Here is a 12,131-nt window from a genome sequence, read left to right on the forward strand (position 1 = left end):
AGCGTGCAGAGTCGAAGCACCTTGATCCTTACGGTTCCGCACCTGCTTAATCAGCAGATGACTGACAGCGTTGCCGACCTCGGCACCCTCTCCGCCCCCTCCGGGATGCTCGTGCTCGGGATGGCCGGTTGGATCGACTTCTGGCCACACGCGGGACGGCCGCTGTCCGAGCGGGCGCGGACCGTCATCGCGACCGGAGGCGGCCACCTGCACAGCCCTGAAGAGGGCGAGCCGTCCACGTGGATGTGCGAGGCGATCGCTGTCGCCGCCGCTCCGGACTGCCCTTTGCGGGTGGGGAGGCGCGCAACACCCTCGCCTTTCGACGGAAAACCCACGATCGCCGTGCTGGACGTCGAACTCGGCCTGCCCTGGACCGGCCCCGACGACGGCAGCCCCGTACGGCTCGGTGACCTGCCGGTCGCCCGATGCGGCATGATCCTCGGCGACGTCCGGGCGCTCGACGGCTTCATCGGCTCGGACGGCGAATCGACCGACGGCCTCGCGGACGTCACCTATTGGGGGAAGTACGAAGATGCCGTCCATGCCCAGTTCGGCGGTGAGCGCATCCCGCAGCGCTCCGGCGGGCACGGCCCACGCGGATGGCTCGACCTCCCCCTGGCCGAGGCGCAAGCCCGCGCCGAACGACTCGAAGCCTGGGCCCGGAACGGGGCCGGCAACGGCCTGATGGTCTCCGTGGACGCCCACACCGACCTCCACCGGATCAACCGAGCCGGCTGGACCCTGCGCGTGCCGGAAACTTTATCCGTGCAGGTCACCCTACTTACGGCTTGATCACCGATCTGCGGAATGATCCACTGCTGTGCTGATCCGCTTCGCCTATCTCGCTGTCACCCACGCCTCCGCCGCGCTTCGCTTGCTACCTATGAGCGAACGCGACAAGGACGTGGAGATCCTGGCGCTGCGCCACCAGATCGTGCTGGAGCGCCAACTCGGCCCCGGCAAGGTTGATTACCGCCCCGAGGACCGGGCCTTCCTCGCCGCACTGCTGGCACCGCTACCCCGCCAGGTGCTGCCCCGACTATGGCTGATCATCCAGCCCGAGACCGTGCTGCGCTGGCACCGCAGCCTCATCAAGCGGCACCACGCTGCCGCGTGCGGGCCGAAGCGACCGGGACGACCACGCATGGTGCATTCCGTCCGCCGCCTCGCGCTGCGTCCGGTCCGCGAGAATCCCGGCTGGGGCTACCGCCGCATCCACGGCGAACTCACCATGCTCGGCGTGAAGATCGCCGCGTCCACCGTCTGGGAAATCCTCCAAGACACGGGCATCGACCCCGCACGCCAGCGCACGGCCACCACCTGGACGTCGTTCCTACGCAGCCAGGCCGACGCCCTCATGGCCTGCGACTTCATCGAAACCGTCACCCTGACAGGACAGCGCCGGTACATCCTCGCCGCCATCGAGCACACCACCCGCCGCGTCCGCGTACTGGGCACCACCGCCCACCCAAATGCCGCCTGGGTCACACAGGCCGCCCGCAACCTCGTCATGGACCTCGACGACGCCGGCACGCGCATCCGCTATCTCATCCGAGACCGGGACACGAAGTTCCCTGCCCTCTTCGACCAGATCCTCACCGACGCCGGCATCACCGTCGTCCGATCCGGCGTACGCATACCCCGCATGAACTCGATCATGGAACGGTGGGTGCAAACCTGCCGCCATGAACTCCTCGACCGCACCCTGGGAAACTTGTCGCACCTGTCTACAGCGGCGACTACCGTCCGTCCCATGGACGATGCGCTCTCGTTCGAGAGCTTCTTAGAGGGCGCCAAGAAGGCCGCCCACAGAGCCATGGACGATCATGGACGCGGCGAGTACGACGAGTTCGCGCTTCATGGCGGGGTCGCCGTGGAGAAGCTCGCCAAGGCGGTTCTGGTCTCGATGAACCCGGTCTACTTGCTGGAGATGCGCAACGGCAACCCAGACATGCTCCTTTATCTCGGTGCCCTGTGGGGCTCGTAAAGTCATCGCTGCAGGTGGGAGCCTACGTGCCAGGCCCGCCGCGGTGGCTGGGATGCTGCACGTGTGATCACCTCAATGCCGTACCGGGCCACCCGGGCGCTGCTGTCCATACCCGCGGTCCTGCTGCGCCGGGACACGGCCAAGGACGCCGAACTGCTGGTGCTGCAGCACGACAACTCGGTGTTGCGACGCCAACTCAGCGGTCCGGTCCGCTACGAGCCCGCGGGCCGGTTCTGGCTGGCCGCGTTGTCGTCGCTGATACCGCGCCGCTGCTGGAGCAGCGTCTTCGCGGTCACGCCGGGGACGCTACTGGCCTGGCACCGCAGGCTGATCGCCAAGAAGTGGGACTACTCCGCCCGGCGCCGACGCACCGGGCGTCCACCCACGGCGGCCGCGCTCAAGAAGCTGGTGTTGCGCCTGGCGCAGGAGAATCCGCGGTGGGGCCACCGGCGGATCCAGGGCGAACCGGCCCGACTGGGACACCCGATCGCGCCGTCCACGGTTTGGGGGATCCTCCACAAGGCCGGCATCGACCCGGCCCCGCGCCGCACCGGCCCGAGCTGGCGCGAATTCCTCACCGCGCAGGCCGAGGGGATCATCGCGGCAGACTTCTTCCACGTCGACACGATCATCGGCAGCCGGCTGTACGCGCTGGCGTTCCTCGAACACGGCACCCGCAGACTCCACATCACCGGCGTCACCGCCCACCCCACCGCACAATGGGCGACCCAGCAGGCGCGCAATCCCGCCGATGACCTGGGCAGCCGCGTCGAGTCGCTGCGCTTCGTGCTCCGCGACCGCGACAGCAAGTACACCGGCTCCTTCGACGCCGTCTTCGAAGCCAAAGGCATGGACGTGCCGCTCAGCGCACCCCAAGCACCGCGCATGAGCGCCCACTGCGAGCGAGTGATCGGCACGATCCGCCGCGAAGCACTCGACCACGTTCTGCTCCTGAACGAGGCCCACGCCCGGCAGGTCCTCGCCGAGTACCAGGACCACTACAACAGACATCGGCCGCACCGATCCCGCGATCAACGACCGCCCGAGGCCCAGGAACAGCCAGCAGTCCTGGATGGTTTCGAGCCCCGCAAGCTCTTGCGCACCCGGATCCTCAGCGGAGCAATCAACGAGTACCGACATGCCGCTTGAACTGCAGCGATAACTTTTCGAGCCCCACACCCTTCGTCGCGCGCACGGCGGCGACGGCCCCTTGCAGGTGCAGCGCGCCGTAGGCGGACCAGTGCTCGGGGCTGGCGTCATCCAGGGGTCGACACTGGGTGATGGCCTGCTGCGCCAGTTCGTAGCTGTCCTCTACGTCCCCGGCGGAGGTGAGGACACAGGCCAGGTTCCAGGCTGCTGCTGCGAGGAGAGCTGGGTCTCCGGCATTGTCCGCGAGGGCCAGGCCGCGGTCGGCCGCGACGCGTGCGAGGGTCGGTTCACCAACGCGGCGCAGCCAAATCTGGTGCAGGCCGTAGAGACTGATGAGTTGCCGCAGGACGGCGCCCTCCTGATCCGCCGTGGCATCCCTCAGGGCGGCGTGGCCTTGACGCAGCAGAGTGGGCAGCCGATCGCCTACGTCCCGGTACCGACCTTCGGCCTGCGTTTCGTAGACCCGCCAGGCATCCGCCACGGACGACTCGAAGTCATCGGCGCTGATCAAGCCGACGCGGTTCGGGAGCAGGGACGTTGGCAGGGACAAGGCCTGTCGGATGAGCGGCACGTGCTCATGCTCGGTGCCCGCGGTAGCGATTCCGGACACACAGCCGCCAGTCAGGTCTTCCAGTCTGCACCGGAGAGCCTTACTGAGCGCAATCAGGATGGGAAGCCGATCCAAGGCATCCGGTCATTCTCGATCTTGTAGACCCAGTTCTCTGGCCTGCCGATAAGATCCCCGAGCATCTTCTGGGAGTAGCCCCGGCGCTCACGCCACCACTTCATCCTCTGCCCGATGCTGAACAACTCTCCTTCAACAATCATGGATTGACCCCCCGTCGTAGGGGACAGGGCACTCGTGTCAAGCGTATGCCCACACCCGTCCGGCAAGGTGATACTGGAGGCCTCTCCTCAGGGAGGGCACTCAACGGTCCCTCTGCCGCCCGGCGGCAGGGGGACCGCTTACACGTACGAGCAGAAAGGCAAGGAGGCCGCCGTTGCGAGCCCCATACCGTGGCCTGATCCTCGACTTCGGCGGTGTGCTCACCACCCGCATGAGATTGAACGGGCAGGCGTTCGAGAGGTCGGAGGGGCTGACGCCTGGTGCCTACTTCGCCGCCCTGAACGAGCACCCCGACGGTGTCGCGATCTACGCGGCGCTGGAGATCGGAGAAGCCACCCAGGAAGACTGGAACCGTGTCATCGGCGGCATCCTCGGCATCGACCCCACCGACCTGATGCGGCGCGCTCTGGCCAACCTGCACCCCGAGCCTCTGATCGTCGCCGCGGCGAAGCGAGCACGCGCGGCTGGGATCAGGGTAGCCATGCTCCGCAACTCGTTCGGGATCGAGCCCTACAACCCGTACGAGGACAAGGGCATGTGGACTACCTTCTTCGACGCGGTGATCCTGTCGGAACTGGAAGGCGTGCGGAAGCCCTCCCCGCTCATCTATCAGCGGGCACTCGATGCCCTGGAGCTGACCGGGCCAGAGTGCGTGTTCGTGGATGACCACGCCGAGAACCTGCCGCCGGCGGAAGCCCTCGGAATTCGCACCGTGCATCACACCACTGACCCCGCGGGCACCGCGGCCATCCTGGACTCGCTCCTCCTCGACCCGGCCCCGGCCTGACGTGAGCGGCGTTCAAGGACCCCTCCACCCCGCACCGCTGGCCTTCTCCCCTACGTCGAACCAGAGTGTGGCTCTTCTTCTGGGAAGATTCTGAGTTTTGCTTGTGGGGTAGTCAGCCCTGGTGGAGCTGGAGCCACTGGTCGATGTCGGCGAAGTCGGTGTCCGTGAGGCCGTATCGCGGGTCGACGCGGTGCAGGAGGGCTTCTCCGGGGTGGTGAGCCGCTACCCAGGTTCGGTCTCGGTCGGTGATTTCGTCGTCGATCCATACGAAGGTGCGACCGGCGGCCCAGTCCACCAGCGGGTGGGTCTTCCAGTGGCATCCGCCCGCCGCATTCTCGGAAGTGTCCGGCCAGTTCACGACGGGCAGTTCGCAAAGGCCAAGCCAGGGGGCGACGACCTCGTTCGCGTCGTCCATCCAGGTCGTGGCCCACACCAGAGCGCCCGGGAGGGCTCGCAGCCGTGGCCCGTGTGCGGGGTTGATCCGGGTGATGAGCGGGTTGCTGCCCGCAGCCGGGGGCATGCCGGTGTCGTAGGTCGGATATCCGTGAGGTAGCTGCTCTCGTGTCGCCCCGAAAGGAATGAGAGGACCGTCCACTTTACCGACCGCAGGAGCTCGGATACCGGCTCTGAACTGCGACAATGCATAGACTACATGTCCGTGACGCCGAGTTGGGCCCGTTGCTGTCGCTCGTCCGAGTGGTCTCGTGGGACGGCTCGGTCGGGGCTGGATCAGGTTGAAGAGTTCCGGCGCATTTCTTCCGTGGCCAGGCGTGTTTCTTCGGCGGCCACGCGTTCGTACTCGTCCGCAGCCTCTTGTGCTGCCCGGAGTTTCTGGATGTCCCGACCTGGTCGGGGCAGGGGCATTCCCGTCAGGTGTGCTCTGATGCTGGCGATTGCATGCTGGGGTGCGCCCGTCATCACTTCACGCGGCCAGGCGGCTGGCTGCAGTCTGTCCCAGTCCTTGATCAACGAGCACATGTCGTGGATCGCGGCCAGCAGCTCCAGGTCGTCCATACGCAGAGTGGCCATCTCGATCCGGGTCAGGTGCTCCTGCAGCGTCTTCTCCCAGGCCAAGTGTTCGTGGGCTGGGGTGTGTTGATGAGGGATCGACTCCTCGTGCCGGATGATGGCGAAGAGCTCTTCTGCGATACGTTCGAGGCTGGCCTCCCGCAGAGCTGTCCGACGGTTCGCTTCGGAGACCTTCTCGTTCCGCCTCTGCTGCCAGATGCCTCCGAACAGGGAGACAGCGGCACCAACGAGTGTGCCGCCCAAGGCGATGAGGGCTGTTCCCCAGACTGAATCCACGCCGACATTGTGAGGCACCCCCGACAGAAGATTTCCTGTCGGGGGTGCGGCGGACGATCGGGGCGACGCTCAGGTCCCTGGCGTCGGGTCGGTGAGGCGGGCTTCGAGGTCGGCGACGCGGCGGTCCTGGAAGCGGAGGTTGGAGCGGGCGGCCTTGAGCCGCTCGTCGAGGGTGCGGTTGTCGGTCGTGAGCTGGCGGACGCGTTGTTTGAGGGTGGTGTTCTCGGTGGTGATCCGTTGGATGGCCTCTTCAGTCCACTCGGCTTCCAAGTCCCGGATTTGGCCCAGGAGTTCACCGATGTGGGTGCGCTGGGTGAGGATCTCGGCCTGGGCGGTCTTGAGACCTTCCTCAGCGTTCAGGGCCCGTTCGCGCCAGGTCGCCTCGCGCTCGTCGTCCTGGTCGGTGAGCAACTGGGTCCGGCGGTCTCCAGCCTCGGCCATCGCGGTGGCGACCATGGTTCGGGCCTCGGCGTTGTCATAGAGAAAGGTGCGCGAGACGTCCGCGCGACGGGCGACGGCGGCGACGCTGACCTGGGCCTTCTCACGCCGGAGGCGGGTGATGGCTTCGCGGACCCGCTGGAGGGCGGTCTCGGTCTTGTGGCGACGGGCGGCCAGGGCAGCGGCAGTGCGGGGTTCTGGAACGGCAGCGGTCTTCATGCGATGTCCTGTTCGAGCTCGTCGCCGTCGGTTGTGCCCGTATTGCTGTACTCGTCATCCTCGTTGCTGCCTGCGTCGGCGAGGTCGGCGGCACGGAAGGCTGTGGACCACACGCGGTGGAAGTAGTCCTGGGGTTTGCGTAGGTCCAGGGCGAGGGCGTCGTCGAGGAGGCCGAGGCCTGCCAGGGCCTTCTCCAGGCCGTCGATCGCGCGGGCGGTGGGTTCGAAGTAGCGGTGGAGGTAGTCGGCGGTGGCGTCGTCCGGGGCGCCTTCGGCCAGCAGCCGCCACTGTTCCCGCTTGCGTCGCCAGTAGAGGAGGTCCGCGCCGGAGAGTATGAACTTGTCGCAGTTGTGGCAGTCGAGGTTCCAGGGGCAGGCGTCGCCGTCGACGACCGGCTGGAAGGTGCAGAAGCCACCCTCGGCCGGAGTGCTGCGGCGGGCCAGGTCGACCGCGATGGCCAGGGCCTGCTCCTTGGTGAGTGCCTCGGCTGAGTCTCCTGCGAGGAGCTCCCCAGGAGCGGCCGTGCCGGGGCCGGCGACCCACACATGCTGGAGCACGTTCTCCAGGTCGGTGTTGGAGAGGTGGACGTAATGCTCGGCCATCCGGTCCGAAACGTGTCCGAGATAGCGGCGAATGTGGGTGAGGGTGGCGCCTTGGCGCAGGAGGCTGGTGGCCAGTGTGTGGCGGGCCTGGTGGGGGACGCAATGGCCGATGTCCATGGCATCGACCCAGGGACGGAAACGGCTGTAGAACCACGGCCTGCTCAGCGCGATCGTCCCGTCGGTGCTGCGGTAGTTGGTGGGGAACAGCGCGAGCCCGTCACGTTCCTTGCCCGTGGGGGTGTAGCCGTGATCGTCGGCGAACCGGGCGAGCGTCTTGCGCTGCCGGTCGGCGATGCGCTCGAAGAGCGACTCGGGGATGCGGATGGCCGCATCGTAGTTGCCGACCTTGGTCTGGTCGTGCCAGAGCATCGCGAGCCCGCTGAGCCGACCGATGCACTTCCAACGGAGCTCAATGACCTCCCCCAACCGCCGTCCTGTGACCACGAGGATCTCCCAGATGTCCCGGGCGCCCTCGTCGTCTGGATCGTGGACGCGTGTGAGCTCGGCGAGATTGTGTTCGTCGGCCAGTGCGCGTGCCACCTCGTCGGCGAACGGGCGTCGCCGCTTCTGATAAGCGGTGCCGCCGCCGTTCGGCAACGCGATGACGAACTCCCTGGCCAGGCCAATGGCATCGGTCACGCCATCGTCCATCGCCTTGCGGAGGATCCTGCGGGTGTGGTTGAAGACCACCGATCGCGTGCCGGTCGTGACGATGCTCGGCTTCCCATCAACCCGGACCATGGCCAGAGACGGGAGCGCGTGGCGCTCGCGATGCCGCTGATCTGCGACGAAGCGGTCGGCGTGTTCCTTCGCCAGGACGGCGGGGTCGACGCCCCCGCCGGGGGCGTCGACCCCGATGAAAGCGCTCAGCTCGATCATCGCCCGACGAATCTGGTCAAGCGTGTGGGCGCTGTTGGGGCAGCGCGGCGAGCCCAGTAGTTCAGCGAAGTAGTCCCACGTGATGTCCCGCAGCCATCCTTGAGAGATCGCGGTGAGGCTGAGGTGCCCAAGTCGGCTCTCATAGCTGATGCCGAAGTGCCTCGTTTCGAGGAATCCGGCCTGCTTGGCCTCCTCAGGTGTGAAATAGACCAGGCGCAACTCGTGGAGGATCTCTTTCGCGATCCCGCTGGCGGTCTTGGTCAAGCAGGCAAGGTCCAGATCGACGATCGAGGTCGCGTCCTGCTCGCGGCAGGCGTTCACCACCATGCGGAGCGCGGTGACATCCCAGCGGGCCGGACGCGACCGCTGTGTATGAGTGAACAACCCCCACTGGATTTCCGCTCGCGGCAGGGGCCTCAGCCCGCGCAAGTTCAGCTGAGCGGGCACGGAGACCGCGATCTCTCTGTTGCACCACGCCTGGAACTGGACGTGGTCGATGTAGCTGACAGCGGCCCGGCCCTCGCGCCACGATCCGCCCGGAATGGAGGCGCCGCCGGGGGAACCCGCCCTCCGGTAGGCGTGAGCGTGTCGCTGGCACAGTCCTAGCGGCGACTCTGCCAGCAGAGGACAGACCAGCACCGTGCAGGTCCCGAACCCCTGAGCAGGACTCTGCTCGGCGGCCCACTCATCGAAGTCGGGTGTGGCTTCCTGGCCAGCTCGCGTCCGACTCCATTTCTGAAGGTGATATCTGCAGAGACGGTACTGGCCTGCCCGCGCGGGTCGTCCGGGGCAGATCAGACAGGCCAGATTCCCGTCATGCTCGGTTGTCCGGCTCAATGGTTCAGCAGAGCTCAGGAAGGCTGACCTGCTGACACCTTCTTTCGTGGCCGCGAGCCACTCCTGGCGATGGGCGTGGCAGAAGTCGCCGAGGCCAGTGGCACGCTGGCAGTCGGTGACCCGGCAGAACCACCGATACGTCTGGTGCCCTGGCGGGATCTGGACGATGTCGTCACGGAACAGAGGGTCGAAGGAGGGCGCGCCCGTCAGCGCGGTGAGGATCTCCAAGCGATCCCTGCCGATTCGCGTCTGGTTCTGGTGCGTGGTCAGCAAGGGCAGCAAAAACGCGTCCCGGCGCTTCATCGGCCCTCACCCCAGACCGTGCGCAGAGCAGCGTCGAAGACCGGATCGTGGATGTCGACGTGGCCGTAGACCTCATCGACCATCGCGGCCGAGGCCCAGCCGCCCGCGTCCCGGGCGATCAGCGTGTTGCCGTCCGCGGCGTCGAGAACCGCCGAGGTGAAGGTGTGCCGGAAGGCATGGGGTTTCACCAGCCCCAGACCAGCGCGTTTCCCGGCCCGGCCGAGCATCCGGCGGGCGCCGACCGGCGCCCACGGCTGGCCCGTATCGGCGCCGTGCAGCTGGACCAGGAGCATGCCGTGCCGGGCGCCGCGCGGGTACTCGGTGGTGATGTACTCGAAGTAGGAGTGCACCATGGCCGGGCTGACGCGCTTAATCAGCCCGCCGGTGACCGTCCCTCGCTCGACCCGCCACGGGTGCTTGGTCTTGGCCTCGGCCCAGTTCGGGTTGCCGGGCCGGTGGCAGACATGCAGATGCGGGGTGCGGCACTCGCCGCAGGCAGCGTTCTCCCGCAGGTGCAGGTCGACCAGGTGCAGCCCGCACAGCTCGCCGATCCGCAGGCCCCCGTCGGCGAGCCAGTCCACGACCAGCCGGTCGCGGGCAGCGCTCACCGTCTCCAGCAGCCTCTCCCTCGCCCCATCCGGCAGCATCTTCGGGTGCCGGCGGTGCGGCCCCTTCGGCGCCAGCGGGTTCGTGGACAGTGGCGACTTCACATGACCGAGGAACGAGCGACGTCGGTCTACCCGCGACGGCAGCCGGGACTTGTCCAACTTCTCGCCGAGCTCACCGTTGATGCCGAGGGACGCCTGGTACAGGTAGAAGCCCTTCAAGCAAGCTGCCGCGGTCGATAGCGCGGAACGGCCGTAGGGGCGCTTGCCGACCCGCCACGGTTCTCCGAGCGGCATGCGGACCTCGGCACCGACAATCCCCATGTACCGTTCCAGGTCGCGCAGCTGGACCGTGGCGAAGGCCAGGCACTCCCGCTCCAGCCACCGCAGGTGGTCCACCAGGTAGTACGCGTAGGTCTTCTGCGTGCCCGAACCCTCGTGCTCACGCAGGAACCGATCCGCCTCCGTGTGCAGCGTGCCCTCGGGCCACACGATCGTCCATGACCTCCGCCCGTCCTTCCTCTCGATCCGTTGGACCCTCAAGTCCCCGACCACGACGTGCCGTACCACTTGTCCTCCGTACCGACTCCGGAACATGACAGACGCCACGTTTCCCGGTCGGTAAACGAGCCCATGACGCCCAAGTCACAGGCCCAGACAGACATCACGGGCAGTGCTACCCGCGGTCGGTAAAGTCCACATCGAGGAGCAGCAGGGGCAGCATCGCGTCGATCACGAAGGCACCGTAATGGCAGCGGAGTCCGTGACGGCAAGCGCGGGTGGGATAGTGCCGCTGCGGGAAGACGTTGGGGCGGCGAAGGGCTTGCTGTCCGGAAACTTGAAGGCCCGGGAGAAACTCCCGCTGGCGCACGCGGCACGAGGTCGTCCGCACCTACTGACAACAGCACGCCGCCATACGCGGGCAAGCAGCCAGGAGAGGACAACGGCGCTGTGAAAGCCTCACCCTGACCAAGTGCGAAGTCATCTGGAGGGCGTGACCGGGGCCCACAAGCCGAGCCACTGATCGGCGTCCCAGGCCCGGAACCGCTCCGCTTCGGTGAACCCCAGCTGTGCCGCGAGGCGCATCGAGCGGGCGTTGGCGGTCTGAGTGGTGAGCACCACCGGCTCGCCCGGAAGGACGTCTTCGAGCCAGTCCAGTGCCGCCGCGCACGCTTCGGCGGCATACCCGAAGCCCCACGTCCGCGGCAGGAACAGGTAGCCGAGGTCGACCTTCCCCACGGCAGCGGGGCACACGTGCTCCGTTACTCTCCTGAGCAGGACCTGCCCGATCATCACCCCGTCGAGATCGACGACGAAACTCCCGGACCGCCGCCCGGGCACCTCGGGCATCTCGCCCTCAAGCTCCTCGCGCGGCCGGGGACCGCCGAGGTAGGTGTTCACCTCCGGCGAGGCATGCAGTTCGATGAACGCCGCACGGTCCCTGGCCTCGGACTCACGCAGCACGAGCCTCTCGGTCTTGATCGGTGCAGGCGGCCACACAACGGGTCCGAGACAATTCATGGCGGACAGCCAATCAGCGGCCTCAGTGGCGATCAAGACTTACGGTCCCTCTTGTCAGCCAGGCCCAGCACCGCCCACCACACCATCCCGCGGCCAACCAAGCCCCAGCGACGACCGTGTCGAGCTCTCCGTCGGCACGGCCAATAAAGCCGCCGACCGCCCGCAACCTCCGCCAACGGCCACCCACGGATGCAAGCTGCCGCCCCGCACCACCCACATCGCCCGGCAGTCCCCTACCGCGCTCCCCCGCGTTCAACCTCTCGATGCATCCCCCAACAGCCAGCACCGAAATCCGACATAACCGGGCATCCACAATCGGACACGGGGTCAAGGATTCGCATGCCCTCATACCCAGCGCCCCGGACATGGGGCCACCGCTCCCGATCCTACTCCCAGTGGGAGCGCCCCCGGCCAGCGGCAAGAGCGCAAGCACATACCCACGACGTCGCCCGATCGACGAGGAGCCGACGGTCACAAAACGGACACGGATGTGAACGCCTGCGCAAGGAATCGAATATGCGGCCAGCGCCGCGAGTGGGCGCAAACAGACAAGGGGACAGGGGAGCATGCCCCCACCCCCGCGCTCCCAGCTGGGAGCACCGGAAAAACAGAAAAAGGGCCGTTCGAAAACGGCCCTTCACCTGCGACGTTC

At 67.1% G+C, this 12,131-nt stretch carries 12 protein-coding genes; 4 read left to right on the top strand and 8 right to left on the bottom strand.

From position 1 onward, the window contains the following. Positions 1–57 precede the first annotated feature (57 nt). The 3 genes from AB0I16_RS14110 (at position 58) to AB0I16_RS14120 (ending at position 3,136) form a co-directional block, all read left to right on the top strand. A complete protein-coding gene (locus AB0I16_RS14110; RefSeq protein WP_363249627.1) occupies positions 58–792 on the top strand; it encodes a hypothetical protein in 735 nt (244 codons plus the stop codon). 28 nt (positions 793–820) lie between these two features. Continuing rightward, positions 821–1,987 carry an integrase gene (locus AB0I16_RS14115; RefSeq protein WP_363249628.1) on the top strand — a complete coding sequence of 389 codons (1,167 nt, stop codon included), beginning with the start codon at positions 821–823 and terminating at the stop codon, positions 1,985–1,987. Positions 1,988–2,050: 63 nt separating this feature from the next. Continuing rightward, the gene (locus AB0I16_RS14120) at positions 2,051–3,136 is read left to right on the top strand and encodes an integrase core domain-containing protein (RefSeq protein WP_363249629.1); all 1,086 of its coding nucleotides are present in this window, start codon (positions 2,051–2,053) and stop codon (positions 3,134–3,136) included. Here AB0I16_RS14120 and AB0I16_RS14125 read toward each other — a convergent pair. Next, positions 3,111–3,707, bottom strand: a complete 597-nt coding sequence (locus AB0I16_RS14125) for a hypothetical protein (RefSeq protein ID WP_363249630.1) — start codon at positions 3,705–3,707, stop codon at positions 3,111–3,113. The genes AB0I16_RS14120 and AB0I16_RS14125 overlap by 26 nt on opposite strands. A 92-nt stretch (positions 3,708–3,799) precedes the next feature. Next, the gene (locus AB0I16_RS14130) at positions 3,800–3,964 is read right to left on the bottom strand and encodes a helix-turn-helix transcriptional regulator (RefSeq protein WP_363249632.1); all 165 of its coding nucleotides are present in this window, start codon (positions 3,962–3,964) and stop codon (positions 3,800–3,802) included. 173 nt (positions 3,965–4,137) lie between these two features. Between AB0I16_RS14130 and AB0I16_RS14135 the strand changes: the two genes are divergently transcribed. Next, positions 4,138–4,770 carry an HAD-IA family hydrolase gene (locus tag AB0I16_RS14135; RefSeq protein WP_363249633.1) on the top strand — a complete coding sequence of 211 codons (633 nt, stop codon included), beginning with the start codon at positions 4,138–4,140 and terminating at the stop codon, positions 4,768–4,770. Positions 4,771–4,882: 112 nt separating this feature from the next. Here AB0I16_RS14135 and AB0I16_RS14140 read toward each other — a convergent pair whose 3' ends face one another. The 6 genes from AB0I16_RS14140 to AB0I16_RS14165 form a co-directional block, all read right to left on the bottom strand. After that, entirely contained in the window at positions 4,883–5,389 is a 507-nt protein-coding gene (locus AB0I16_RS14140; RefSeq protein WP_363249711.1) for a hypothetical protein, read from the bottom strand. Between the two features lie 110 nt (positions 5,390–5,499). Continuing rightward, positions 5,500–6,075 (bottom strand): hypothetical protein, encoded by a 576-nt coding sequence (locus AB0I16_RS14145; protein ID WP_363249634.1) that lies wholly within the window; start codon positions 6,073–6,075, stop codon positions 5,500–5,502. A 69-nt stretch (positions 6,076–6,144) separates the two neighbouring features. After that, positions 6,145–6,732, bottom strand: coding sequence for a DUF6262 family protein (locus AB0I16_RS14150; protein ID WP_363249635.1), 588 nt, complete (start codon positions 6,730–6,732; stop codon positions 6,145–6,147). Further along, positions 6,729–9,353, bottom strand: a complete 2,625-nt coding sequence (locus tag AB0I16_RS14155) for a site-specific integrase (RefSeq protein ID WP_363249636.1) — start codon at positions 9,351–9,353, stop codon at positions 6,729–6,731. Before AB0I16_RS14155 ends, AB0I16_RS14150 begins: the two co-directional genes overlap by 4 nt. Beyond that, positions 9,350–10,501, bottom strand: coding sequence for a tyrosine-type recombinase/integrase (locus tag AB0I16_RS14160; RefSeq protein ID WP_363249637.1), 1,152 nt, complete (start codon positions 10,499–10,501; stop codon positions 9,350–9,352). Before AB0I16_RS14160 ends, AB0I16_RS14155 begins: the two co-directional genes overlap by 4 nt. Positions 10,502–10,939: 438 nt before the next feature. Then, a complete protein-coding gene (locus AB0I16_RS14165; RefSeq protein ID WP_363249712.1) occupies positions 10,940–11,479 on the bottom strand; it encodes a GNAT family N-acetyltransferase in 540 nt (179 codons plus the stop codon). Between the last annotated feature and the right edge of the window lie 652 nt (positions 11,480–12,131).

Source organism: Streptomyces sp. NPDC050703 (assembly GCF_040654435.1).
Classification (GTDB): Bacteria; Actinomycetota; Actinomycetes; order Streptomycetales; family Streptomycetaceae; genus Streptomyces.